At 65.4% G+C, this 24,859-nt stretch carries 24 protein-coding genes; 10 read left to right on the forward strand and 14 right to left on the reverse strand.

All coding sequences use genetic code 11. The features are described from left to right. The first annotated feature begins 7 nt into the window (after nucleotides 1-7). Nucleotides 8-1,912, forward strand: coding sequence for a DEAD/DEAH box helicase (locus tag QZ497_RS20060; RefSeq protein ID WP_295478610.1), 1,905 nt, complete (start codon nucleotides 8-10; stop codon nucleotides 1,910-1,912). A 47-nt stretch (nucleotides 1,913-1,959) separates the two neighbouring features. Here QZ497_RS20060 and QZ497_RS20065 read toward each other — a convergent pair whose 3' ends face one another. From QZ497_RS20065 to QZ497_RS20075, 3 genes are all read right to left on the reverse strand, one after another. After that, nucleotides 1,960-2,538 (reverse strand): YceI family protein, encoded by a 579-nt coding sequence (locus QZ497_RS20065; RefSeq protein ID WP_295478613.1) that lies wholly within the window; start codon nucleotides 2,536-2,538, stop codon nucleotides 1,960-1,962. Nucleotides 2,539-2,564: 26 nt separating this feature from the next. Beyond that, entirely contained in the window at nucleotides 2,565-3,113 is a 549-nt protein-coding gene (locus tag QZ497_RS20070) for a cytochrome b (RefSeq protein WP_295478616.1), read from the reverse strand. 556 nt (nucleotides 3,114-3,669) lie between these two features. Then, nucleotides 3,670-4,737, reverse strand: a complete 1,068-nt coding sequence (locus tag QZ497_RS20075) for an AraC family transcriptional regulator (RefSeq protein WP_295478619.1) — start codon at nucleotides 4,735-4,737, stop codon at nucleotides 3,670-3,672. 329 nt (nucleotides 4,738-5,066) lie between these two features. On the opposite strand from QZ497_RS20075, the gene QZ497_RS20080 reads away from it, so the two are divergent. The 6 genes from QZ497_RS20080 to QZ497_RS20105 all read left to right on the forward strand — a co-directional run bounded on the left by QZ497_RS20080 (nucleotide 5,067) and on the right by QZ497_RS20105 (nucleotide 11,280). Then, nucleotides 5,067-6,587 carry an aldehyde dehydrogenase family protein gene (locus QZ497_RS20080; RefSeq protein WP_295478622.1) on the forward strand — a complete coding sequence of 507 codons (1,521 nt, stop codon included), beginning with the start codon at nucleotides 5,067-5,069 and terminating at the stop codon, nucleotides 6,585-6,587. Between the two features lie 65 nt (nucleotides 6,588-6,652). After that, nucleotides 6,653-8,101 (forward strand): ethanolamine permease, encoded by a 1,449-nt coding sequence (gene eat / locus QZ497_RS20085; RefSeq protein ID WP_295478625.1) that lies wholly within the window; start codon nucleotides 6,653-6,655, stop codon nucleotides 8,099-8,101. 101 nt (nucleotides 8,102-8,202) lie between these two features. Next, nucleotides 8,203-9,597 (forward strand): ethanolamine ammonia-lyase subunit EutB, encoded by a 1,395-nt coding sequence (locus QZ497_RS20090; RefSeq protein ID WP_295478627.1) that lies wholly within the window; start codon nucleotides 8,203-8,205, stop codon nucleotides 9,595-9,597. Nucleotides 9,598-9,607: 10 nt separating this feature from the next. After that, nucleotides 9,608-10,417 carry an ethanolamine ammonia-lyase subunit EutC gene (gene eutC / locus QZ497_RS20095; RefSeq protein WP_295478630.1) on the forward strand — a complete coding sequence of 270 codons (810 nt, stop codon included), beginning with the start codon at nucleotides 9,608-9,610 and terminating at the stop codon, nucleotides 10,415-10,417. 162 nt (nucleotides 10,418-10,579) lie between these two features. Beyond that, nucleotides 10,580-10,876 carry a type II toxin-antitoxin system MqsR family toxin gene (locus QZ497_RS20100; RefSeq protein WP_295478633.1) on the forward strand — a complete coding sequence of 99 codons (297 nt, stop codon included), beginning with the start codon at nucleotides 10,580-10,582 and terminating at the stop codon, nucleotides 10,874-10,876. A gap of 2 nt (nucleotides 10,877-10,878) precedes the next feature. After that, on the forward strand, nucleotides 10,879-11,280 hold the full coding sequence (locus QZ497_RS20105) for a type II toxin-antitoxin system MqsA family antitoxin (RefSeq protein WP_295478636.1): 402 nt from the start codon (nucleotides 10,879-10,881) through the stop codon (nucleotides 11,278-11,280). Between the two features lie 171 nt (nucleotides 11,281-11,451). Here QZ497_RS20105 and QZ497_RS20110 read toward each other — a convergent pair whose 3' ends face one another. Further along, nucleotides 11,452-13,254 (reverse strand): FAD-dependent oxidoreductase, encoded by a 1,803-nt coding sequence (locus QZ497_RS20110; RefSeq protein ID WP_295478639.1) that lies wholly within the window; start codon nucleotides 13,252-13,254, stop codon nucleotides 11,452-11,454. A gap of 155 nt (nucleotides 13,255-13,409) precedes the next feature. Between QZ497_RS20110 and QZ497_RS20115 the strand changes: the two genes are divergently transcribed. Together QZ497_RS20115 and QZ497_RS20120 are read left to right on the forward strand one after the other, a co-directional pair. Beyond that, nucleotides 13,410-14,816 (forward strand): adenosylmethionine--8-amino-7-oxononanoate transaminase, encoded by a 1,407-nt coding sequence (locus tag QZ497_RS20115; RefSeq protein WP_295478642.1) that lies wholly within the window; start codon nucleotides 13,410-13,412, stop codon nucleotides 14,814-14,816. Between the two features lie 56 nt (nucleotides 14,817-14,872). Further along, complete coding sequence (locus QZ497_RS20120; RefSeq protein ID WP_295478645.1) at nucleotides 14,873-15,592, forward strand: 16S rRNA (uracil(1498)-N(3))-methyltransferase; 720 nt, start codon at nucleotides 14,873-14,875, stop codon at nucleotides 15,590-15,592. 134 nt (nucleotides 15,593-15,726) lie between these two features. On the opposite strand, the gene QZ497_RS20125 is transcribed toward QZ497_RS20120, so the two are convergent. Beyond that, nucleotides 15,727-16,341 carry a hemolysin III family protein gene (locus QZ497_RS20125; RefSeq protein WP_295478648.1) on the reverse strand — a complete coding sequence of 205 codons (615 nt, stop codon included), beginning with the start codon at nucleotides 16,339-16,341 and terminating at the stop codon, nucleotides 15,727-15,729. A 143-nt stretch (nucleotides 16,342-16,484) separates the two neighbouring features. Here QZ497_RS20125 and QZ497_RS20130 point away from each other — a divergent pair, with 143 nt between their 5' ends. After that, nucleotides 16,485-17,408 (forward strand): LysR substrate-binding domain-containing protein, encoded by a 924-nt coding sequence (locus tag QZ497_RS20130; RefSeq protein WP_295478651.1) that lies wholly within the window; start codon nucleotides 16,485-16,487, stop codon nucleotides 17,406-17,408. 155 nt (nucleotides 17,409-17,563) lie between these two features. On the opposite strand, the gene madM is transcribed toward QZ497_RS20130, so the two are convergent. From madM to mdcA, 9 genes are all read right to left on the reverse strand, one after another. After that, on the reverse strand, nucleotides 17,564-18,328 hold the full coding sequence (gene madM / locus QZ497_RS20135) for a malonate transporter subunit MadM (RefSeq protein ID WP_295478655.1): 765 nt from the start codon (nucleotides 18,326-18,328) through the stop codon (nucleotides 17,564-17,566). A 5-nt stretch (nucleotides 18,329-18,333) separates the two neighbouring features. Then, the gene (madL, locus tag QZ497_RS20140; protein ID WP_295478658.1) at nucleotides 18,334-18,732 is read right to left on the reverse strand and encodes a malonate transporter subunit MadL; all 399 of its coding nucleotides are present in this window, start codon (nucleotides 18,730-18,732) and stop codon (nucleotides 18,334-18,336) included. Nucleotides 18,733-18,805: 73 nt separating this feature from the next. After that, on the reverse strand, nucleotides 18,806-19,732 hold the full coding sequence (gene mdcH, locus QZ497_RS20145; RefSeq protein ID WP_295478661.1) for a malonate decarboxylase subunit epsilon: 927 nt from the start codon (nucleotides 19,730-19,732) through the stop codon (nucleotides 18,806-18,808). Then, nucleotides 19,729-20,337 carry a malonate decarboxylase holo-ACP synthase gene (locus QZ497_RS20150; RefSeq protein WP_295478664.1) on the reverse strand — a complete coding sequence of 203 codons (609 nt, stop codon included), beginning with the start codon at nucleotides 20,335-20,337 and terminating at the stop codon, nucleotides 19,729-19,731. The genes mdcH and QZ497_RS20150 overlap by 4 nt, the downstream gene beginning before the upstream one ends. Next, the gene (gene mdcE / locus QZ497_RS20155) at nucleotides 20,337-21,137 is read right to left on the reverse strand and encodes a biotin-independent malonate decarboxylase subunit gamma (protein WP_295478667.1); all 801 of its coding nucleotides are present in this window, start codon (nucleotides 21,135-21,137) and stop codon (nucleotides 20,337-20,339) included. The genes QZ497_RS20150 and mdcE overlap by 1 nt, the downstream gene beginning before the upstream one ends. After that, on the reverse strand, nucleotides 21,134-21,985 hold the full coding sequence (locus QZ497_RS20160; RefSeq protein WP_295478670.1) for a biotin-independent malonate decarboxylase subunit beta: 852 nt from the start codon (nucleotides 21,983-21,985) through the stop codon (nucleotides 21,134-21,136). Before QZ497_RS20160 ends, mdcE begins: the two co-directional genes overlap by 4 nt. Beyond that, nucleotides 21,978-22,277 carry a malonate decarboxylase subunit delta gene (locus QZ497_RS20165; protein WP_295478673.1) on the reverse strand — a complete coding sequence of 100 codons (300 nt, stop codon included), beginning with the start codon at nucleotides 22,275-22,277 and terminating at the stop codon, nucleotides 21,978-21,980. Before QZ497_RS20165 ends, QZ497_RS20160 begins: the two co-directional genes overlap by 8 nt. Before the next feature lie 2 nt (nucleotides 22,278-22,279). Beyond that, nucleotides 22,280-23,155 (reverse strand): triphosphoribosyl-dephospho-CoA synthase, encoded by an 876-nt coding sequence (locus QZ497_RS20170; protein WP_295478676.1) that lies wholly within the window; start codon nucleotides 23,153-23,155, stop codon nucleotides 22,280-22,282. Further along, complete coding sequence (gene mdcA / locus QZ497_RS20175; RefSeq protein ID WP_295478679.1) at nucleotides 23,155-24,831, reverse strand: malonate decarboxylase subunit alpha; 1,677 nt, start codon at nucleotides 24,829-24,831, stop codon at nucleotides 23,155-23,157. Before mdcA ends, QZ497_RS20170 begins: the two co-directional genes overlap by 1 nt. Between the last annotated feature and the right edge of the window lie 28 nt (nucleotides 24,832-24,859).

Genomic DNA, 24,859 nt, shown 5'->3' on the forward strand with positions numbered 1-24,859 from the left:
ATTTCCCATGTCCTTTGCCTCCCTCGGTCTCTCCGAGGCTCTAGTCCGCGCCGTCGAGGCGGCGGGCTATACCCAGCCTACTCCCGTGCAACAGCGGGCCATTCCCGCCGTGTTGCAAGGCCGCGACCTGATGGTCGCCGCCCAGACAGGTACTGGTAAGACCGGTGGTTTCGCCCTCCCGATCCTGGAGCGGCTGTTCCCCAACGGTCATCCGGACAAATCCCAGCGTCATGGCCCGCGCCAGCCGCGCGTACTGGTCCTGACCCCGACCCGCGAACTGGCGGCCCAGGTGCATGACAGCTTCAAGCTGTACGCCCGTGACCTGAAGTTCGTCAGCGCCTGCATCTTCGGCGGCGTGGGCATGAACCCGCAGGTCCAGGCGCTGGCCAAGGGCGTGGACGTGCTGGTGGCCTGCCCCGGCCGCCTGCTGGACCTCGCCGGCCAAGGCAGCGTCGATCTTTCTCACGTCGAGATCCTGGTGCTGGACGAAGCCGACCGTATGCTCGACATGGGCTTCGTGCATGACGTCAAGAAGGTCCTCGCCCGCCTGCCGGCCAAGCGCCAGAACCTGCTGTTCTCGGCGACCTTTTCCAACGACATCGTCGCCCTGGCCGGCAAGCTGCTGCATGACCCGGAGCGTATCGAGGTCACCCCGCCGAACACCACGGTCGAGCGTATCGAGCAGCGCGTGTTCCGCCTGCCCGCCAGCCACAAGCGCGCCCTGCTGGCACACCTGATCACCCAGGGTGCCTGGGAACAGGTGCTGGTGTTCACCCGCACCAAGCACGGCGCCAACCGCCTGGCCGAATACCTCACCAAGCAGGGCCTGAGCGCCGTGCCGATCCACGGCAACAAGAGCCAGAACGCCCGCACCAAGGCCCTGGCCGATTTCAAGGCCGGCGACGTGCGCATCATGGTCGCCACCGACATCGCCGCCCGCGGCCTGGACATCGACCAGTTGCCCCACGTGGTCAACTTCGAGCTGCCCAACGTCGATGAAGACTACGTGCACCGCATCGGCCGTACCGGCCGTGCCGGCCGCACGGGCGAGGCGATCTCGCTGGTCGCCCCCGACGAAGAGAAGCTGCTCAAGAGCATCGAGCGCATGACCAAGCAGAAGATCCCCGACGGGGACCTGCAGGGCTTCGACATCAACGCCGTAGAAGCCGAGAAGCCGGAAGTGCGTGAACCACGCCAGCCGCGCAACCCGCGCAACGCCCGTGGCGAAGGCGGCGAAAAGGCCGAGAAAGGCAGCGGTGGCCGCCGCGACAAGGGCAAGGACAAGGGCCAGGCCAAAGACAAGCCCAAGGAGAAGGACATGCAGGCCGTCGCCGAGCGTCCGGCGCGCAAGCAACGCGAGAAGAAGCCCCGCGAGGGCACCGGTCGCGAGCCGCAGCCACAGCAAGCCCGCGCCAGCATTCCACGCCCGCCAGCCGACCGTGATCCGGAAGAGTTCCTGGACGACGATATCGACAACTTCGGCAACCGCGCCGACTACGTCAGCCCCTACCAGAACAAGCAAGGCCAGCGTGGCCGTCGCAACGGTGGCCAGGGTGCTGCTGGCAATGGCGGCGCCCGCCCACAAGGCCAGGGTCAGCCACGCAGCAATGGCGGCGCCCCGCGCAACGCCAACGCTGGCCAGGGCCAGCAGGGCAAGCGCAGCAGCAACGGTGCCGCACGTTCCGGTGCTGCAGGCCGCAACGGTCAGCCACGGGGTGACCGCCGCGCCATGCGTGAAGAGCCTGCGGTGCGTGCGCCTGAGCGTCAGACACCGCCGCAGCCGAAGATCATGCACAAGGAGTCGAAGATCGATCGCTTCCCGTCTGCGGAAATGCTCGATCAGTTGCCCAGCCGGCCCCGGGGTGAAAAACCCGCCCTGCTGACCCGCAACCGCGACGGCCAGGAGGCCTGAAACGAAAACGCCGACCACTAGGGTCGGCGTTTTTGTATCTGCAACGCTTACTTCTTCTGGACGCCTTCGAAGCTGATGTCCAGGTCCAGGGTCTGGGAAGTCGGGCCTGGGCCTTTGATGCCGAAGTCGTTCAGGTTGAGGGTGGTGGTGCCGTTGAAGCCGGCACGGTAGCCGCCCCATGGGTCCTTGCCTTCGCCGTTGAAGGTGGCCTTGATGACCACCGGCTTGGTGACGCCGTGCAGGGTCAGGTCGCCGGTCACGTCGGCGGTTTTCTCGCCGGTGGACTTCACGCTGGTGGACACGAACTTGGCATCCGGATACTTGGAAGCGTCCAGGAAGTCCTTGCTCATGATGTGCTTGTCACGCTCGGCGTGGTTGGTGAACAGGCTGGCGGTCTTCAGGTCGACCGAGATCTTGCTCGCTTCCGGCTTGGCAGCATCGAAGCTGAACTCACCGTTCCAGTCCTTGAAAGTACCGTGGATGAAGCTGTAGCCCAGGTGGCTGATCTTGAAGTCGATGAAGGCGTGCTGGCCTTCCTTGTCGATCACGTAGTCGGCAGCCATGGCCTGGCCAGCGGTGAACAGTGCAGTACCCAGGGCCAGAGCGGCGAGAGACTTCTTCAACATGCTTTATTCCCTTTTTGGTTGAGCTATCAATTACGACCCAGCATGCGCTTGAGGGTCACGTCACGATCGATGAAATGGTGTTTCAGAGCAGCCAGACCATGGAGCACCGCGAAGATCACGATGGCCCAGGCCAGATAGAGGTGGATCTGCCCGGCCAGCTCCGCCTGCTGCGGCAAGCCACTGACCAGCGCCGGAACCTCGAACAGACCGAATACCGGGATGCCCACGCCATCGGCGGTGGAGATCAGGTAACCGGCGGTCATGACCGCGAACAGCCCGACATACAGAAACAGGTGGCCGAAGGCCGCACCGATACGGGTCAACTGACTGTAGCTGGCCAGCGGCGGTGGTGGCGGGCTGACGAAGCGCCAGATGACCCGCACCAGCATCGCGGCGAACAGCACCAGGCCGATGCTCTTGTGCAGATCGGGCCCGGCCTTGCGCCAGCTGTCGTAGTAATCCAGCCCCACCATCCACAGCCCCAGGCCGAACAGGCCAAAGACCGTGAGCGCCACACCCCAGTGCAGCACTCTGCTGACCAGACCGTACCGAGAAGCTGAATTACGTAGCTGCATCGCCATATACCCTGTAAGACGTGTGATCAGACTAGCGGTTTACCTATCGAAAAAAAGCACAAAAAATTGCTTTGAAATATCGAAAGGTTCGATTGGTAAGCCTTGTGAAGCATCGTGCGCTTCAGACCGAAACGACCTGAAACGGTTCGGCAAAGCCCGTCACCACGGGCAAGGCAAGCATCTGCGATTGATTGGCGATTGAGAAATGAAGCCAGGACAACCGGCTGTCGACTGGCGATGAACGGTCGAAATGCCGGCAAGGCAGGCGAGTTCCCGAAGCAGCTTTTGGAAACTCGGGTGTAGACCTGCACCAGAAGGGCTGGCTTACGCCACGAAAGGAAATCCCGGCCAAAGCCAATACGGGTCAGTTAAGAGCTCTTGGGCTTTTGTGGGAGCGAGCTTGCTCGCGAACAGGCCAGCAAACCCAATGCATCTGCTGTGAACGTGGCGCAGCTATCGCGAGCAAGCTCGCTCCCACAAAGCCACAAAACCACAAAGCCACAAAGCGCTTAATCGAACTGTATGGCGGCCAACGCCGGTCCTTGGAAGCCCGCAATCAGCCCTCGCGCCGCCATTGCCGGGGGCTGACGCCGAACCAGCGGCGGAAGGCGCGGGAGAAGGCGCTGGTTTCCGAGTAGCCCAGCAATGGCGCCAGATCGGAAATCGGCAACTGGTGCTGGCGCAGGTAATGGGTGGCCAGCTCGCGGCGCAACTGGTCCACCACCATGGAAAAGCTCAGGTTCTGCTCGCGCAGGCGCCGCTGCAACGACCAACTGGTCATGCCCATTTGCGCCGCAACGTCCTCCAGCACCGGCTCGCCGATCAGCAACTGCTGGCGTACCCGCTCGCGCACGTCATCGGTGATCGGCAGCTCGCCACGACCACTGAGGCGGCTCAGCTGGCTCAGCGAGTCCTGCATCACCAGCAGCAACACCGGGTCGCCCTGGGGCATGGCGCGTTGCAGGCCACGCTTGGGAATCAGCAGCGAATTGAACGGCTGCTCGAAATACACCGGCGCGTCGAAGACTTTGCAGTGCTCATGCCAGTGCTCCGGCCGCGGGTGCTCGAAATGCACCGCACGCGGCGCCCACTGGCTGCCCAGGCCATGGCGCACCAGGTTCAGCGCCATGCCCAGGGTCAGCTCGGCATCCTGGCGTCGGCACAGAATTGCCCCGTGCCGTACCTGGTAGTCGAAGCGGTAGCACTCGCCGTCGTCGACCAGGCGGATCAGGCTGTTGCGCTGGTGCAGCGGAAAGGCCCGGGCGAAGTTGATCAGCGCCTGCTCCACGGTCGCCGAACACAGCCCGATGTAGCCCAGCAGGCCCAGCGCCTGCGGCTTGAACTGCTGGCCATAGTACAGGCCGAAGTTGTCACAACCCGACTGGCGCGACGCCTCTTCCAGCACCTGGCAGTAATTGGGCAGGGCCAGGCTGAGGGTGGGGTGGCCGAGCGCCTCCGGGTCGATGCCCGACATGCCGAGGATGCGGTCCGGGTCGCCGCCGTGCTTTTCGATGAAGCTGCACAGGCCGCTGGCCGCTGCCGCCAGCACACCGGCGTTGCCCTGGGCGCCGCCCATCAAGTGCAGCCCTCCTGGGCCGTCGGGCTGGGTGAGAAGCGATCTCATCGTGGCCTCCTTCGAAACAATTTATTTCAGAAAGCAAGAAACACGCCCGTCAGCCCCAGCGCCTCTGGACCGGAGCCCGCGCTGCTGCCCATCCATACTGGACGTCCGAAAACGCCCCAAAACGGGTCATATGGAAACACCTGCACCCCACTCGGGCAGTGTTCTTGACCTTGTGCGACACCCGGCGTGCCCTGCGCTGAAACTTGACCGCAGACGACAGCCACTGCGCGGTGCGGTCAAGTCGAGCGCATGAAAGCCGCTCATAGTTCAGGCCAGGCTGTCATTCACCCGTTGGAACAACAACAAGAAACCGCTCGGAGAGAATTCCCATGATCTATGCCAAACCCGGTACACCTGGCGCCGTTCTGACCCTCAAGACCCGCTACGCCAACTACATTGGCGGTGAATTCGTCGCCCCCGTGGCCGGCCAGTATTTCGTCAACACCAGCCCGGTGGATGGCTCGCTGATCGGTGAATTCCCCCGCTCCGACCGTGCCGACATCGACAAGGCCCTGGATGCCGCGCATGCCGCCGCCGAAGCCTGGGGCAAGACCTCGGTGCAGGAGCGCTCGCGCATCCTGTTGAAGATCGCCGACCGCATCGAAGCCAACCTTGAGGAACTGGCAGTGGCCGAGACCTGGGACAACGGCAAGGCCGTGCGCGAGACCCTGAACGCCGACGTGCCGCTGGCCGCCGACCACTTCCGCTACTTCGCCGGCTGCATCCGCGCCCAGGAAGGCAGCAGCGCGGAAATCGACGAGCACACCGCCGCCTACCATTTCCACGAGCCGCTGGGCGTGGTCGGGCAGATCATCCCGTGGAACTTCCCGCTGCTGATGGCGGCCTGGAAACTCGCCCCGGCGCTGGCCGCCGGCAACGCCATCGTGCTCAAGCCTGCCGAGCAGACCCCGCTGTCGATCAGCCTGTTCGTCGAGCTGATCGGCGACCTGCTGCCCCCTGGCGTGCTGAACATCGTCCAAGGCTATGGCCGCGAGGCCGGCGAAGCGCTGGCCACCAGCACGCGCATCGCCAAGATCGCTTTCACCGGCTCCACCCCAGTGGGTTCGCACATCATGAAGTGCGCCGCCGAGAACATCATTCCGAGCACCGTGGAGCTGGGCGGCAAGAGCCCGAACATCTTCTTCGAAGACATCATGAACGCCGAACCGGCGTTCATCGAAAAGGCCGCCGAAGGCCTGGTGCTGGCGTTCTTCAACCAGGGCGAGGTGTGCACCTGCCCCTCGCGGGCGCTGGTGCAGGAGTCGATCTTCGAACCGTTCATGGTCGAGGTGATGAAGAAAATCCGCGCCATCAAGCGCGGCAACCCGCTGGACACCGACACCATGGTCGGCGCCCAGGCTTCGCAGCAGCAGTACGACAAAATCCTGTCCTATCTGGACATCGCCCAGCAGGAAGGCGCCGAATTGCTCACCGGCGGCAAGGTCGAGGCGCTGCAGGGCGACCTCGCCAGCGGCTATTACATCCAGCCGACGCTGCTCAAGGGCCACAACAAGATGCGCGTGTTCCAGGAGGAAATCTTCGGCCCGGTGGTCGGCGTGACCACCTTCAAGGACGAGGCCGAAGCCCTGGCGATTGCCAACGACACCGAGTTCGGCCTGGGCGCCGGCGTGTGGACCCGCGACATCAACCGCGCATACCGCATGGGCCGGGGCATCAAGGCCGGCCGCGTGTGGACCAACTGCTACCACCTGTACCCGGCGCATGCTGCCTTTGGCGGCTATAAGAAGTCCGGGGTCGGGCGTGAAACCCACAAGATGATGCTCGACCACTACCAGCAGACCAAGAACCTGCTGATCAGCTACGACGTCAACCCATTGGGGTTCTTTTGATCTGCCATTCGCCCAACACCACCACGCCCCGCCGCCCGGCGGCGGGCGCTTGAAGGAGACCTGACATGTCCAAAGAAACCCTTGCCACACCGCCCTCGCAAGGCGGTGTGGAAACCGAGGCCGTGAGCGCCGACTACTTCGCCAGCCGCCAGCTCAAGCAGGGCGCCGCCGGCTGGGTACTGCTGATCGGCCTGGGCGTCGCCTACGTGATTTCCGGTGACTACGCCGGCTGGAACTTCGGCCTGGCCCAAGGGGGCTGGGGCGGCATGTTCATCGCCACCCTGCTGATGGCGACCATGTACCTGTGCATGTGCTTCTCGCTGGCCGAGCTGTCGTCGATGATCCCCACCGCCGGTGGCGGCTACGGCTTCACCCGCACGGCCTTCGGCCCTTGGGGCGGCTTTCTGACCGGCACGGCGATCCTCATCGAGTACGCCATCGCCCCGGCAGCCATCGCCTGCTTCATCGGTGCCTACTGCGAGTCGCTGTTCGGTATCGGCGGCTGGGTGATCTACCTGGTGTTCTACGTGGTGTTCATCGGCATCCACATTCTGGGCGCCGGCGAAGCACTGAAGCTGATGTTCGCCATTACCGCCGTGGCCGCCATTGCCCTGGCCGTGTACATCCTGTCGATGGCGCCACACTTCCAGGTCAGCAACCTGTTCGACATCCCGGCCACCGAGGCCAAGGGCGCCAGCAGCTTCCTGCCATTCGGCTACATGGGCATCTGGGCCGCGCTGCCCTATGCCATCTGGTTCTTCCTGGCCGTCGAAGGCGTGCCACTGGCCGCCGAAGAAACCAAGAACCCGCAGCGTGACCTGCCGCGCGGCCTGATCGGCGCGATGCTGGTGCTGCTGGCCTTCGCCGGGCTGATCCTGCTGGTCGGCCCTGGCGCCGCCGGTGCCCAGGCGCTGGTGGCTTCCGGCAACCCGCTGGTGGAGTCGCTGGTCAAGGTCTACGGCGGTTCCACCTGGATGAGCCAGTTCGTCAACCTGGTCGGCCTGGCCGGTCTGATCGCCAGCTTCTTCTCGATCATCTACGCCTACTCGCGGCAGATCTTCGCCCTGTCGCGGGCCGGCTACCTGCCGCGCGGCCTGTCGCTGACCAACCGCAACAAGGCGCCGGTGATGGCCCTGGTGGTGCCTGGCATCATCGGCTTCGGCCTGTCGCTGACCGGCCAGGGCGACCTGCTGATCCTGGTGGCGGTGTTCGGCGCCACACTGTCCTACGTGATGATGATGGCCGCGCACATCACCCTGCGCGTACGCCGCCCGGACATGCCCCGCCCGTACAAGACCCCTGGCGGCGTGCTGACTTCGTCGGTAGCCCTGGTGCTGGCCGCCGTGGCGTTGGTCGCAGGCTTCCTGGTCGACCCACGGGTCGTGATCGGGGCGGCGGTGATCTACGCTCTGTTGATCGCCTACTTCGCGCTGTACAGCCGGCATCACCTGGTTTCCGGTACGCCGGAAGAAGAGTTCGCTGCCATCCAGGCTGCCGAGCAATCGTTGCGCTGATCGCCAGGCGCCCACGCAGGCAATGGGCACCTCTGCGAACGCCAGCACTGGCAGGCGGTCGTTTAAATGAGGTGCCCAGTGGCCGTGACAGGAGACCCCCGATGGCCGGATTTACCCACACCCTCGCCCACATGACCTGGCGCTTCGAGAGCCTGCGCGAACTGATGGCCAAGGCCAGCCCGGCGCGTTCCGGCGACTTTCTCGCTGAGGTCGCCGCGCAGAACGACGCCGAACGTACCGCCGCACAGATGGCCCTGGCCGACGTGCCGCTCAAGCACTTCCTGCAGGAAGCGGTGATTCCGTACGAGAAGGACGAAGTCACCCGGTTGATCATCGACACCCACGACACCCGCGCCTTCGCCCCGGTCAGCCACCTCACGGTGGGCGGGCTGCGCGACTGGCTGCTCAGCGAACAGGCCGACGAAGCCAGCCTGAAGGCCCTGGCGCCCGGCCTGACCCCGGAAATGGTCGCGGCGGTGTCGAAGATCATGCGCATCCAGGACCTGGTACTGGTGGCGCAGAAGACCCGCGTGGAAACACGCTTTCGCAATACCCAGGGCCTGCGCGGGCGGATGTCCACGCGCCTGCAGCCCAACCACCCCACCGACGACCCGGCGGGCATTGCCGCCAGCATCGTCGACGGCCTGCTGTACGGTAACGGCGACGCCATGATCGGCATCAACCCGGCCACCGACAGCATGAGTTCGATCTGCACCCTGCTGGAGATGCTCGACGCCATCATCCAGCGCTACCAGATTCCTACCCAGTCCTGCGTGCTGACCCACGTCACCAGCTCCATCGCCGCCATCGAGCGCGGTGCGCCGCTGGACCTGGTGTTCCAGTCCATCGCCGGCACCGAGGCGGCCAACGCCAGCTTCGGGGTCAGCCTCAAGGTGCTGCAGGAAGGCTACGAAGCTGGCCTGAGCCTCAAGCGCGGCACCCTGGGCAACAACCTGATGTACTTCGAGACCGGCCAGGGCAGCGCGCTGTCGGCCAACGCCCACCATGGCGTCGACCAGCAGACCTGCGAGACCCGCGCCTATGGCGTGGCCCGGCACTTCAACCCGTTCCTGGTCAACACCGTGGTCGGTTTCATCGGCCCGGAGTACCTGTACAACGGCAAGCAGATCATCCGCGCCGGCCTGGAAGACCACTTCTGCGGCAAGCTGCTGGGCGTGCCCATGGGCTGCGACATCTGCTACACCAACCACGCCGAAGCCGACCAGGACGACATGGACGTGCTGCTGACCCTGCTGGGCGCGGCGGGTATCAACTTCATCATGGGCATTCCCGGCTCCGACGACGTGATGCTCAACTACCAGACCACCTCGTTCCACGATGCGCTGTACGCCCGCAAGGTGCTGGGCCTGCACGCCGCACCGGAGTTCGAGCAGTGGCTGGCACGCATGGGTATCTTCCAGCAACAGGGTGGCCAGCTGCGCATGGGCGAAGAACTGCCACCGGCCTTCCGCCAGGCCCTGGCGCAACTGGCTTGACGAGGTAAGCATGGCCGACAAATCCCCCGCCACCGCCAACCCCTGGCAACACCTGCGCCAGCTGACCCCGGCGCGCATCGCCCTGGGTCGCGCCGGCACCAGCCTGCCCACTGCCGCGCAGCTGGATTTCCAGTTCGCCCACGCCCAGGCCCGCGACGCGGTGCACCTGCCCTTCGACCACACAGCCATCAGCGAACAGCTGCAGCAGCGTCAGCTCGACACGCTGCTGCTGCACAGCGCCGCGCCCGACCGCCACACCTACCTGCAACGCCCGGACCTTGGCCGGCGGCTCAATGAGGAGTCGGCACAGCGGCTCGATGAGCATGCCGCCCAACACGGCAAGGGCCATGACCTGGCGATTGTGATCGCTGACGGCCTGTCGTCCCTGGCCGTGCAGCGCCACAGCTGGCCATTTCTGGAAAAACTGCTGGAGCAGGTGCGCGCCGAAGGCTGGTCGCTGGCGCCCATCACCTTGGTGCAACAGGGCCGGGTGGCCGTGGCCGACGAAGTGGGTGAACGCCTGGGCGCGAAGATGAGCGTGATCCTCATCGGCGAACGCCCGGGGCTCAGCTCGCCAGACAGCCTGGGCCTGTACTTTACCTGGGCACCGAAGGTCGGTCTCAACGACGCCTACCGCAACTGCATCTCCAACGTGCGGCTGGAGGGCCTGAGCTACGGTATGGCCGCCTACCGGCTGATGTACCTGATGCGCGAGGCCTGCCGCCGCCAGTTGTCGGGTGTGGACCTCAAGGACGAGGCCGAAGTACCGACGCTGGAAGGCGGTGGACCGGGGAATTTCCTGCTCGACAACAAGCAGTGATGGCTCCGCTGGCTTGCCTGGTAGCTGCCCAGGCAAGTCAGCACAACGAAATGGAAATCTCCCTCAAAACAAACAGCCATCTCCTGATAAACAGGTCACGCAGCGCACAGTAGAGTCACCGCTCCCTTGCCATGAATAACCTACTAGGTTAGCGTGAATTTAATGGAGAAGCGGCTGCCTCATAGCAGGCTATCCACCGTAAGAAAGTTGATCGAAGCCGGAAATGTTCGCTCCACGAGAACAGCACTCATGGGCGGTGCGGCGTTGGGGCTGGATTTCAATGGAATCCTGAAGGTTGTGATGTCTTTGACCCCGGCAGACTTCTGCAAGAGCATGGCGACCCACTCCAATCACAGGATCTGGCAGGACGTGTACCGAACACACACCCAAGTCGGTGAGATCTACCTGAAGCTGACCGTGATCGAAGACGTGCTCATCGTATCCTTCAAGGAATCATGAACATGAAATGCCCCTTCTGCGCAGTTGGCGAACTGGCCCACGACATTCGCGACCTGCCCTATCTCTACAAAGGCCAACACACGACAATTGATGCGGTGAATGGCGAGTTCTGCAGCGAATGCGCTGAAGCCATTCTCGACACCGAAGAATCGACACGCGTCAGTCAGGCAATGCTGGCCTTTAACAAACAGGTCAACGCATCGATGGTGGATCCGGGGTTCATCAGCGGCGTGCGCAAGAAACTCGGCCTCGATCAACGCGAAGCCGGAGAAATCTTTGGCGGTGGGGTCAACGCTTTCTCACGTTATGAAAACGGCAAGGCCAAGCCCCCCGTGGCCCTGGTGAAGCTGCTCAAGGTACTGGACAGACACCCCGAGCTGTTGAGCGAAGTCCGTACCGCTTGAGCGGAACTCGGCAGTGGCACGGTTTGCTCGAGAGCAAATCACGCTGACCTGTAGGCTTCAGCCGCGAAAGCGCCAGAAAATTCACCGCATCTGCTGTGAACATGTAGTCGCTTCGCGGCTGAAGCCGCTACCTACCCGGCCTAACCGAATTGCATTGGCCTTAGCCAGCGGTCAGGTGCCGCTGGTGTCGGTCTTGGGCGCGTCGGTCTTGGCCGGGGCCTTTTTCACCGGTTCTTTCTTCACGGGCTCTTTTTTGGCCGGTTCTTTCTTGACCGCTTCTTTCTTCGCCGGCGCTTTGTGAGTGGCGTCTTTGCTCACCGGTTGCTTTTTCGCCGCGTCTTTCTTCACTGCATCCTTGGCAGGTGCGGCGGGTGCCGGGGCGGCGGCAGGGGCCGGAGCTACAGCAGGCACGACCGGGGCCGGTGCGGGGGCTGGACTCTGGGCGGGCGCCGGAGCAACGGTCGGTTCGGCAGGTTTTTCCACCGGTTTTTCATCACTGCCACCGAATAGCCGCGAGAAGAAACCCGGTTGCTCGTCTTTCTTCGCCGGTGCCACGGCCGGGGCCGGTACCGGTGGGATGACCTTGGGTTCGAACGACTTGCCAGCCGCCAGGTCCTGCACTTGGCTGGCCGCGCGCTGACCGCTGCGCAGCGCGCCTTCCAGGGTGCCGGGGTACAGGGCATCGGTGTGCTCGCCGGCAAAGGCGACACGCTGCACGGGCTTTTCCCACACGCGCCAGAACTTGCTGATCTGCCCCGGGCCGTAGGCCAGGTAAGAGCCGCCCATGCCCGGGTCGACGCTGTAGCGACGGATCTCGTAGCCGGTGTAGGCGCCACGCGCCTGCGGGTAGAAGGCGTGCAGGCGAATCAGCACCTGGTCGACCAGCTGCTTGTCGCCGAAGGCCTGCATGATCCGCGCATTGTCGCCGGACAGGTTGATCACCACGTTGGCGCCGCCCTTGAGCGCCGGCTCGATCCACAGCATGCCCAGACCGGTGTTGCTGAAGATCTCGCCCGACATGCGCGCCTTGCTGTCCCACACCGGGGTCTTGAACTTGAGCATGATCTGGTCGCGCCAGCCGTAGTTGGTGCCACGGATCGCACCCACGTACTTGTCGCCCAGTGCCGGGGTCATCTGGATCTTGGCCAGGGCGCGCAGCGGTACGGCGACCACCACGTAGTCGGCGCTGTAGCCGATGTTGCCGACCTTGACGGTGACGCTGTCCTTGTCCTGGATGATTGCCGACACCGGCGACTGGGTCTTGATCGACTTCAATTGCTTGGCGAAGGCTTCGGCCAGTACCACACTGCCGCCGGGCAGGCGCGCAGCGCGCCGGTCACGGTCGTCGACACCGCGATACACGCGGGTCTGCTGGGCCAAGTAGAGCAGCGACAGGCGCGATGGTTCGTCATAGCGGGTGCGAATCTGCTGGTTGACCAGCTGGCGGGCGGTTTCCGGCAGGTTCTGACGGTCCAGCCAGTTGGCCACGTTGATCTGGTCCAGGGCGAACAGGGTGCTGTTGGCGGCCGGGTTCTCCGGGTCGTCGATGGAACGCGCCAGGTTGTCCAGGGTGTCTTCGTAACGCTTGAGCGCCTCGGCGGTGGCCGGCTGCTTGGCGGCCAGGTCGGCGGTCGTGAAGTGCACGCCGTCGATCAGGTAGCTGGGCGTGCGCACGAACTCAGGGGCCGGCACGCTGGCGAGCTTGAAGCGCTCCAGGTACTGGTTGACCAGCGGCTGCGCCTTGGCGTTGCCGATCCACTCGCTGGTGGCCAGGCCCGAACGTCCGCCGGTGCTGCCCTTGGCTTCCAGCAGGGTGACCTGCCAGCCCTTTGCCTGCAGTTCATAGGCGGCGGTCAGGCCGGCCAGGCCAGCGCCGACGACGATAGCGGTACGAGGTTTGTCGTTGGCCAGCGCATTGGCGCTGACCAGCCCAATCAACAACAGTGCACAGCCGCGCAGCCAGGCAGAACGCATTGCGCAAACTCCGATAAAAAGTGTGGGAAATTTCAACAAATGACGCGAGGAGCGGCGAGCATACGTGAGTGGCCAAAGGCCTGCCAGCGCTCAAAGGTTGTTCCGGACCCGGCTCTTCTCTAGTCTTGGCCGATTCGCTTGATGGAGATTGTCCAATGGGCCTGAACGACCAGTGGATGCAGCGTGACCTGGCGGTGCTGTGGCACCCCTGCACGCAGATGAAAGACCACGAACAACTGCCGCTGATCCCGATCCGCCGGGGTGAGGGCGTGTGGCTGGAAGACTTCGACGGCCAGCGTTACCTGGATGCGGTCAGTTCCTGGTGGGTCAATGTGTTCGGCCACGCCAACCCGCGCATCAACCAGCGCATCAAGGACCAGGTCGACCAGCTCGAGCATGTGATCCTCGCCGGCTTCAGCCACCAACCGGTGATCGAGCTGTCCGAGCGCCTGGTGCAACTGACCCCGGAAGGGCTGACCCGCTGCTTCTATGCCGACAACGGCTCGTCGTGCATCGAAGTGGCGCTGAAGATGAGCTTCCATTACTGGCTCAACCGTGGCCAGCCGGAAAAGAAACGCTTCGTCACCCTGACCAACAGCTACCACGGCGAAACCGTGGCGGCGATGTCGGTAGGCGACGTGGCGCTGTTCACCGAAACCTACAAGTCGCTGCTGCTCGATACCCTCAAGGTGCCGAGCCCGGACTGCTACCACCGCCCCGAGGGGGTGAGCTGGGAAGAGCATTCGCGCACGATGTTCCAGGCCATGGAGCAGACCCTGGCCGAGCATCACGCCAGCGTCGCGGCGGTGATCGTCGAGCCGTTGATCCAGGGTGCCGGCGGCATGCGCATGTATCACCCGGTGTACCTCAGGCTGCTGCGCGAAGCCTGCGACCGCTACGGCGTGCACATGATCCACGACGAGATCGCGGTGGGCTTCGGCCGTACCGGGACGATGTTCGCCTGCGAACAGGCCGGCATCCGCCCGGACTTCCTGTGCCTGTCCAAGGCGCTCACTGGCGGCTACCTGCCGCTGGCGGCGTGCCTGACCACCGATGACGTGTACAGCGCCTTCTACGACGACTACCCGACCCTGCGCGCCTTCCTGCATTCGCACAGCTACACCGGTAACCCGCTGGCCTGCGCAGCGGCCCTGGCGACCCTGGACATCTTCGAACAGGACAACGTCATCCAGGCCAACCAGGCCCTGGCGGCGCGCATGGGCAGTGCCACCGCGCACCTGGCCGACCACCCGCACGTGGCCGAAGTGCGCCAGACCGGCATGGCCCTGGCCATCGAGATGGTCAAGGACAAGGCCGGCAAGGTTGCCTACCCCTGGCAGGAACGTCGTGGCCTGAAAGTGTTCCAGCACGCCCTGAGCCGCGGTGCCCTGTTGCGCCCGCTGGGCAACGTGGTGTATTTCCTGCCGCCCTACGTGATTACCCCGGAGCAGATCGACTTCCTTGCCGAAGTGGCCAGCGAAGGCATCGACATCGCCACCCGGGAAAGCATCAGCGTGGCGGTGCCGGAAGGCTTTCACCCGGACTTCCGCGACCCCGGCTGAAGCGATTGCCGAAATGCCTGATCACTTTGCCCTGACGTTTTGACCAGAGACCCCGCATGAGACTGTCCCGCTTCTTCATCGACGCCCCGCTGAGCCTGGGCGAGCACACCCTGCCTGAGGCCCAGGCGCACTACATCGGTCGCGTGCTGCGCATGAGCGAGGGCCAGGCGTTGCAGCTGTTCGATGGCTCCGGCCAGGAATACCGCGGCACCCTGCTGGAAGTGGGCAAGAAGCAGGTGCGCGTGCAGCTGGATGAAGCCCTGGCCGGGCAACCGGAGTCGCCGCTGCGCATTCACCTGGGCCAGGGCCTGTCGCGGGGCGAGCGCATGGACTGGGCGATCCAGAAGGCCACCGAGCTGGGCGTGGCGCAAATCACCCCGATCATCAGCGAGCGCTGCGAGGTGCGCCTGAAGGACGAGCGCGCCGAGAAACGCCAGGCGCACTGGCAGCAGATCGCGGTGAGTGCCTGCGAACAATGCGGGCGCTCGGTGGTGCCGGTGATTCACCCGCCGATGCCGCTGAGCGAGTGGCTGCAGCGCACCGAAGCCGACCTCAAGCTGGTATTGCACCCGGTGGCCGAAGCGCTGAGCAGCCACCCTGCCCCGCAGCGCCTGGCTTTCCTGATCGGCCCGGAAGGCGGCCTGAGCGATGCAGAGGTGGAGCAGGCCAAGGCCGCCGGCTACCACGCCGCCCGCCTCGGCCCCCGCGTGCTGCGCACCGAAACCGCCCCGGTGGTGGCGCTGAGCGTGGCCCAGCACCTGTGGGGCGATCTCTGACGCGGATGGCGCCGGGGCGCCGTTAAAGCGAGCTTGCTCGCGATAAGGCCGGGTGCGGTGTGAAGCCCTTCGCGAGCAAGCTCGCTCCCACAAAGTACGGCGTCACACCACCTCCGGACCGCGCGCTTCCAGATTCAGAGCACGTAGAACCAGATCGCCACGAAGTGCATGAGGCTGCCGGCGATCACGAACAGGTGCCAGATGCCATGCCAGTGGCGAATGTGATCGAAGGCGAAGAACAGAATGCCGACGGTGTACAGCACCCCGCCGCCGGCCAGCCAGAAGAACCCGGCGCTGCCCAGTGAGGCCAGCAACGGCTTGACCGCGACCAGTACCACCCAGCCCATCACCGCGTAGATGATCACCGAAAGAATGCGTGCTTCGGAGCGCGGCTTGATTTCCTGCAGGATGCCGATCAGCGCCAGCCCCCACACCACCCCGAACAGGCTCCAGCCCCAGGGGCCGCGCAGCGACACCAGGCAGAACGGCGTGTAGCTGCCGGCGATCATCAGGTAGATGGAAAAGTGGTCGACCTTGCGCATGATGCGTTTCGCGCGCCCGCGCACGCTGTGGTAGACCGTCGAGACGCTGTACAGCGCCACCAGGCAGACGCCGTAGATCGCCACGCTGACGATCTTCCACACGTCCTGTTGCATGCCCGCCAGCACCAGCAGCCAGATGGCGCCGACGGCGGCCAGCACGGCGCCGACCAGGTGAGTCCAGGCGTTGAATTTCTCTCCGTAGTACATCGGTGATGTCGACCTTTGTGACCATGGGTAACGCTGGTTATAAGGAATTTGTGTGACAGAATCAAAGCCCGCGACCCACATCGTGCGGATTTTGTCAGCCGGCTTGGGCACAATCGAAGGCCCGCCCCACCCACGGCCCGGACATGCAGATCGACGACGAACTGACCCTCAAGAAACTGGAAATCTTCCTGGCGTTCATGCGCACCGGCAATCTCAGCCGCGCCGCCGCCGAGCTGCAGACCAGCAACGTCAGCGTACACCGCGCCATTCACTCCCTGGAAAGCGCGCTGCGCTGCCCGCTGTTCAAGCACGAGGGGCGCAACCTGACACCGCTGGAAAGCGCCTACGTGCTCGAAGAACATGCCCAGAAGCTGGTGCAGGACGTACTCGGCGCCGTAGAACAGACCCGCCAGGCCGCTGGCTTCTCGGCGGCGCGCTTTCGCCTGGGGGCGTTGTATTCGCTGACGGTGCGCACCGTGCCGCAGCTGATCATGGGCCTGAAACTGCGCCGCAGCGAGCTGAACATCGACCTGGTGCTGGGCTCGAACATGGACCTGCTGTACAAACTCAAGAACATGGAAGTGGACGCGATGCTGGTGTCGCTGGACGAGAACGTCAACGACCCGGACTGCGATCACCTGGCACTGTTCTCCGACGATATCTTCCTGGCCGTACCCGCCGACTCGGCATTCGCCGGGCATGCCGAAGTGGACCTTGCCGACCTGCGTGAAGAAACCTTCATCACCCTCACCCAAGGCTTCGCCACCCATCGCGATGGCATTCGCGTGTTCCAGCAGGCCGGCTTCGAGCCGAAGGTGGCGATGCAGGTCAACGACATCTTCACCCTGCTGAGCATGGTCAGTTCCGGCGTCGGTTACGCCCTGCTGCCAGGGCGCATCGCTGCCGTATACGAGAACCGCGTGCGCTTGATCCCGCTGCAGGCGCGTTACCGCATGCAGCAGGACATCGGCGTGGTGTTCCTCAAGTCCCGCGAGCGCGACCCGAACCTGCTGGCCCTGGTCGCCGAGTGCCGCATGTACGCCAGCCGCAGCCAGGGCCAGGCTTAGCCGCTTTTCCGGGGTATAGAGGCCATTAATCCCCGTTGGAGCGAGCTTGCTCGCGAAGGCTGCGTCATGTTCACAGCCGATGCAGTGACTTTGCCGGCCTCTTCGCGAGCAAGCTCGCCAACAAAAGCCAGCATGTGCAACGGCTGGTATCGCCATCAACCCACCAGCCCGCGCATGGCGAAATACAGCACCGAAGGTCCCATCAGGCAGCCCAGCGCGGTGTAGAAGGCAGCGGTCAGGCAACCATAAGGCACCAGTTTCGGATCGGTGGCCGCCAGGCCGCCGGCCACGCCGCTGGAGGTGCCCATCAGCCCGCCGAAGATCACTGCGCTGCCTGGGTTGTTCAGGCCGATGAAGGGCGCTACGAACGGGGTGGCGACCATCACCAGAATCGCCTTGATCAACCCGGCGGCAATCGACAGGGCCATGACATCGGAACTGGCGCCGATGGCGGCACCGGTCACCGGGCCGACGATATAGGTCACCGCCCCCGCACCGATGGTGGTCAGGCTCACCGCGTCGGTGTACCCGAAAGCCATGGCCACACCCACCCCAGCGATGAAGGACGTGCCGATGCCGACGAACAGCGACAGCACACCGGCCACACCCGCGCGTTTGAGTTCACCGACGTTCACGCCGAAGGCCGTGGCGACGATCGCCAGGTCACGCAACATGGCGCCGCCCAGCAGGCCGATGCCGGACAACAGCGGCAGGTCGACCACACCTTTCTGCCCGCCAGTCATGGCCCCGCCGATATAGGCCAGGAGCAAGCCAAGCAGAATCGCCACGGCGGAGCCGTGCAGCCGACCTTTGGTGAATCGGTTGGAGAACCAGTAGGAGACCCACATGGTGATGCCGATGATGGCGAAGCCGCCGACCAGGCCGTAGCCGCTGGCCACTTTCATGAGTGCGTCATGCATGCCGGTCACCCCGCCGTCTTGCTGGGAGCCACGGCTTGCGGCTCGCTGGAACGGCTGTTCATGCGGTTGAGCACCGGCACCAGGGCAAAGGCCACGGCCACCGCCAGGGTGCCCGCGAGGATCGCCATAGGGCCGCCCTTGAGAGCGCCGTAGACGTTCTGCTGGGCCGCCATGGCCACCACGATAGGGATATACACCGCGCTCCAGAACTCCACGCCCTGTTCGGACTTGGCGTTGAGTACGCCGCGTTTGCTCAGGTAGCTGCCCAGGCCGATCAGCAGCAGCATGGCGATGCCGACACCGCCGACGTTGGCCGGTACGCCGATGAGTTTGCCAAGGACCTCGCCGATGAAAATGCCGGCCAGGGTACAGAACGCCAGAAACGCCACACCATAGATAATCATTGTTGTTATTCCTCAATTGCTTTGCCGAAGTTGTTGTTCTTGTGCTTCTTAGCAGTCGCTTGCGGATTTCATCTCATGGGTGGCGGCTTCCCTCCTCTCGCGATAGCGCGATCAGGCTGTCCAGGCGGGCGCCGTCGAAGGCGGTCAGCGTGGCCCGTTGCAGAACCTTGCGACCCAGGCCGGTGAGCACCGCCCCTGGCGGCATCTCGATCTGTAGCGTGACGCCCCGCTCGTGGGCGGTTTCCACGGTGCTGCGCCAGTCGATGACCCGGCACATGTTGAAGGCCAGGTCGTCGCGCAGCCGCTCGGGCTGCACCACCGGCCGGGCCGTGGTGCCGCTCAGGTAGCGCAGCCGTGGCATACGCACCTCGACCGCGGCGAAAGCCTCGGCCAGCTGCCGCGCCGGGGCGTCGAGCAGCGCGCAATGCGACGGCACGCTGACCGCCAGGCGCTTGGTGCCGCTGGCGCCAGCGGCCTTGGCGAGCGTCGCCACCAGCTGCATCGCGGCATCGCTACCGGCGATCACCATCTGCCGCTCGGCATTGATATTGGCCAGGTACACCGGCCCCTCGGCCTTGGCCAGCAGCGCCTCGACCTCGTGTTGCTCCAGGCCGAGGATCGCGGTCATGCCGTAACCCTCGGGATAGGCGTCCTGCATCAACTGACCACGCAGCGCCACCAGACGCAGGGCGTCGTCGAAATCCACAGCCTCGGCGACCACGGCCGCCGGATAGGCGCCGATGGACAACCCGGCCACGAATTCCGGGGTACAGCCCTGCTCACGCAGCAGTCGGGCCGCTGCCACCCCGGCGATCAGCAGGCACAGCTGCACGGCACGGGTGCCGCGCAACGCCACTTCGCTGTCCAGCGTCAGAGCGTCCTCGCCCAGCACCGCACTGGCCCGCGCCAGGGTGTCGCGCACGACACCCGCGTCGGGCAGCCGATGCAGCAGGCCGGGCTTCTGCGCGCCCTGGCCGGGGAACACCCACAGGCTGCTCATGCACAGGCCTCCAGCGGTTGCCAAGGATTGCTGACCAGACGCGCGCCGTGGTCGGTCTTGAGCATCACCTGCCGCGCCGTACCGGCCCATTCGCGCAGCGCCAGGCCACCGGCAGGCAGTTGCAGTTGTACGTCGACCCGGCATGCCGCCCGCTCCAGCTCGGCGACCAGTTCGGCGGCCCAACCCCGCGACAGGTGCTGCGGGGTGCGCAGGATCAGGTCCAGGTCGCTGCCCTGGTGCAACACGGTGAGGCCGGTCGCCAGTTGGTAACCGGCGCTGCCACCCACCCCCCAGACCAGGCCCAGGGCATCGAACAGCGGGCGCAACTGGCGCAGCGCCTGCAAGGCCGGCCAGTCACCTTCGGCCTCGACACTGGCCAGTTGCTCCGGGCTGACCCGGCGCCGGATGGCCGCACGCGGCAGGCCAGCAGCATAGCGCTGGTCGCGGCGCGGCCCACGAATGCCCACCGCCACCAGGTCGGCCGCCAGCGCCTCGCGGCGCACCACCACCGGCTGGCCCTGCTCCAGCACCGCGTGCACCCAGGCGGGCGCAGCGTCGAGCCGGGGCATGCCCCAGAGCAGGTCGTGCGGCAGTGGGCCGTGCATTACCACTGCTCCCGCAGCAGTTCCCGGACCCTGGTCGAGGCGGCGCGATGGGCAGCGCCGAGGCGACCGCGCAAGTCAGTGCCGCTGCGCCGCACATCTTCGATGGCCGACGCCAGCACTTGGCACACCTGGGCCAGGTCCTGTGCCTGAGGCCGGTCGATCTGCGTAACGCTGAGGGTTTCCCAGAGCAGGCCCAGGCTGGCGTAGCTGTCGATGTCGTAGGCCATGGGCGGGATGCGGGCGGCGAACGTCTCCAGTTCCTCGACGCTGCGCAGGGTCACCCGCGCCGCCGAGGCCTTGCCCATGGCGTGCACCATGACACCGGGATCACGCAGGGCGATCAGGCGGTTGGCCTGGTAACCGTGGGCCAGGAAGGCACCGGACATTGCCTTGCCGACCAGCAGACCGATGACCGGGTGGCCGGCCAGGCGCGCCCGTGCATAGCTGTCTACCGCTCCGGCCAGCGCCTGGTGGATGCCCAGCGCTTCCTCGCGGCGGCCATAGGCCTGGCTGGGCACGTCGATGATCGCCACCAGCGCACGTTTTACCGCCTGGTCGCGGTCTAGCTCGATGGCCTGATCTACGGCCTTGGCCAGTCCCCAGCCTTCCAGCAGACCGACCTCGCCCTGACGGGCGCGGGGGAACGGGTTGCCACTGTGCGGGATGACCGCCAGGAAACGTACCGCGGCATCGCCCAGCCGGCCATCGGCCGCCAGCACCGAAGCCGGCAGGCCGTCGATGCGCGGCGCGCCGTCGGTCAGGGCGGCGAACCAGTTTTCACCACGTTGCGAGGCGCTCATGGGCGGGCTCCTGTGTAGAGGTTGCGCACGGTCTGCGGGTCGATCTGCGGCGTGGTGTCCAGCTCGGCGAGCTTGCCCAGGTAAGCCTCGTAGTCACCGCTGCGGTGCCGGGCGGGTACGCCCTGCTGCAGCCAACCGGCCACCTGCTGACGGATCGCCGCGCTGTCGTCGGCGGCAAAACCGTCCACCAGGCCACTGGCGAAACGCTGCTCACCGCCGGTCAGGCTCCAGATGAAAGGCCGGTCGCGGGAGTCGTATTCCTCGATGCCGGCTTCCTGCTCGATCACTTGCGGGCCGTTGAGGCCCAGGCGGGCTTCACGGGTCACCAGCAGGTAGCTGCACAGCCCGGCGGCGATGGACATGCCACCGAAGCAACCCACGCTACCGGCAATCACCCCGATCACCGGCTGGTACTGGCGCAGGTCGACGATCGCCGCCTGGATCTCGGCAATCGCTGCCAGGCCCAGGTTGGCTTCCTGCAGGCGCACGCCACCGGTCTCCAGCAGCAGAATCGCGGCGGTGGGGATGCCGCGGCGGTTGTCTTCGGCCGCCAGCTCCAGGGCACCGGCCATCTTGGCGCCGCCCACCTCCCCCATGCTGCCGCCCTGGAAGGCGCCTTCGATGGCGGCGATCACCACCGGGCGACCGTCCAGGGTGCCTTTGCCGACCACCACCCCGTCGTCGGCTTGCGGCACCACACCCTGCTGCGGCAGCCAGGGCGAGATCACGCGCTGGAAGGGGTCGAGCAGTTCACGAAAGCTGCCGGCATCCAGCAGCGCCTTGGCCCGCTGCCGCGCACCGAGTTCGATGAAGCTCTGCTGGTTGAGCAAACGTGCGGTATCAGTCATGGCCGACCTCCTCGAAGCCTTGTTCCAGGCGCAGGCGCACCACCCCCGGCGTGGCGCCGAAGTCGTGGATGTCGATGTTCAGCGCCGCCGGGGTCTGGCCGTCGAACATGCGCTCGAACAGATGCTGCCAACGCGATGCGGCGCCGCTGACCGAAGTCACCACGCGGATCGCCAGCTTGCCCGGCTGACCCGGTTCGATCAGCACTTCCAGGTCACCGGAGCCGACACAGCCGACCAGCGCCCGGCCACGGGGCGGTTGTCCGGCGGGAAATTCGAATTGCAGGGTTTCCATGCTCAGTTACTCCTCGAAACGTGGCCGAGCGCAGGCTCCAGGCCATCGATGAACAGACAGGCGGCCAACAGGTCGGCGGCGCCGCCCGGTGAGGCATTCAGGCCCACCAGCTCACGGTCCAATGCCTGCAACTGACGACGCCCGGCCAGGCTGGCGCTGCCACCGGCCTCCAGGACACGTCGTGCGCCCTGCTGCATGGCCTGCAGCCCTTCTGGCCCGGCGCGGTGCAGCACGCAGGTGTCGTCCAGGGTGGTCATGATCGCCAACAGCGCATCCAACCGGGCGTTCTGCTCGCCGCTGCCTTGGGCGCGGCTGCGGCGCAGTTGCGGCAGGCCCTGGCCGGTCACTGCCGGAAAGCCCCGTTGCGCTTGTTCGCGAGCGCCGCCGTTGCCGTAGCGCTGCGCCACCGCGCGGCCATGGCTGGGCACCGAACCGGCGTGAGGGTCGTCGATCAACGCCAGTTGCGCGGCGCGGCGGCACACGCCGGAGGCCGAGCCGTCGGCGGGGTCCAGCGCCGCACCCGCCACCAGCAGGCCCAAGGCCCAGATCGCCCCGCGATGCGTGTTCACGCCGCCGGTGGTGCGCAGCATGTCGGCTTCGCCTTCACGGCCCAGACGCCCCAGGGTTTCCCGCAGGGTCCGGTCGATGGCGCCGCGCCGCACAGCGGCTTCGGCCATCTGCTGGAAGGCTGGCCACAGCGACAGCGCCGAGGCCTGCATCAGCCCCAGGTGCATGTCGTGGTGGGCACCACTGCTGCGTCGGTCGACCAGCGCCGGCTTGGGCGACAGTTCGGCTTCGTCAATCAGCGCGGCGACGGCCAGGTCGGCCAGCTGATCGGCCCGCGACAGCTCGGCCCGATGAATAGGCAAGGCGTTCATCACCAGCTCCTGAATTTGGCAGGCGGGTTGTACAGGCCGCCGGACCATTCGACCAGGTCGGCGATGCTCTTGGCCGCCAGCAGCTCGCGGCTGGCGTCGGTGCGGCGAATGCCAAGGTCTTCGGGCAATGCGATCAGCCCTTCACGACGCAACCGTGCGGTCTCTTTCGGGTCGTGGCGCAGGCCGATGGCGGTGACCCCGGCCACCGCAGCGATCATCGCGCGGCGCTCTTCCAGGCTGCGCGCGCGGTACAGGTAGGCGATGCCTTCTTCGGTGAGCAGGTGGGTGACGTCGTCGCCGTAGATCATGATCGGCGCCAGCGGCATGCCGCTTTTCTTCGCCACTTCCACCGCGTCCAGGGTGTCGACGAAGGTCGGTTTGCCGCCCTCCTGGAAGGTCTCGACCATCTGCACCACCAGTTTCTTGCCGCGCTCCAGGTAGGCCGCCGGACCGTCGCCGGTTGCGGTGCGCATGTCCAGCCAGGCCGGGGTGCCGTGACGGCGGCCACGCGGGTCATGGCCCATGTTCGGCGCGCCGCCGAAGCCGGCCAGGCGGCCACGGGTGACGGTGGAGGAATGGCCATCGCCATCGACCTGCAGGGTGGCGCCGATGAACAGGTCCACGGCGTACTGCCCGGCCAGCTGGCAGAGCTGGCGGTTGGAACGCAGCGAGCCGTCGCGGCCGGTGAAGAACACGTCGGGGCGCGCCGCCACGTAGTTCTCCATGCCCAGTTCGGTGCCGAAGCAATGCACGCTCTGCACCCAGCCGCTCTCGATGGCGGGAATCAAGGTGGGGTGCGGGTTGAGGGTCCAGTTGCGGCAGATCTTGCCTTTCAGGCCCAGGGATTCGCCGTAGGTGGGCAGAATCAGCTCGATGGCGGCGGTGTTGAAGCCGATACCGTGGTTGAGCGACTGAACGTTGTGTTTCTCGTAGATGCCACGGATCGCCATCATCGCCATCAGCACATGCACCGGCTTGATGTGCCGGGGGTCGCGGGTGAACAGCGGCTCGATGTAGAACGGCTTGTCGGCGACCACCACGAAGTCGACCCAGGAGGCCGGGATGTCGACGCGCGGCAGGTCGCTGACGTCATCCACCAGCTGGTTGACCTGGACGATGACGATGCCGTCGCTGAACGCCGCCGGCTCGATCAGCGCCGGGCTGTCTTCGGTGCTAGGGCCGGTGTAGATGTTGCCGGCGCGGTCGGCCATGAAGCCGGCCGAAAGCACCACGTTGGGGATCAGGTCCACCACCAGGCGCGAGTAGAGTTCGATGTAGGTGTGGATGGCGCCGATTTCCAGCAGCCCGTCTTCCAGCAACTGGCTGATGCGCAGGCTCTGGGTACCGGCGAAGGAGAAGTCCAGCTTGCGGGCGATACCGCGTTCGAAGAGGTCCAGGTGCTCGGAACGGCCGACGCTGGGCATGATCATGTGCAGGTCGTGGACCTTGCCGGGGTCGACCTTGACCAGCGAACGGGACAGGAAGTCGGCCTGCTTCTGGTTGTTGCCCTCCAGCACCACCCGATCACCGGGCACCAGCAGCGCCTGCAACGCAGCGACGATGTTCTCGGTGGGAATCACCACACCATCGGCCAAGGGCCGGACCTGGTCCAGGCGTCGCTGTTTCTCGCTGCGACGCCGCGACCAGCGCGCGTCGGGGTTATTTATCGTTGTCATGGTCACTCCACGAGGTTCGCTGTCGTGG

The sequence above is a fragment of the uncultured Pseudomonas sp. genome (assembly GCF_913777995.1).
Taxonomy (GTDB): domain Bacteria; phylum Pseudomonadota; class Gammaproteobacteria; order Pseudomonadales; family Pseudomonadaceae; genus Aquipseudomonas.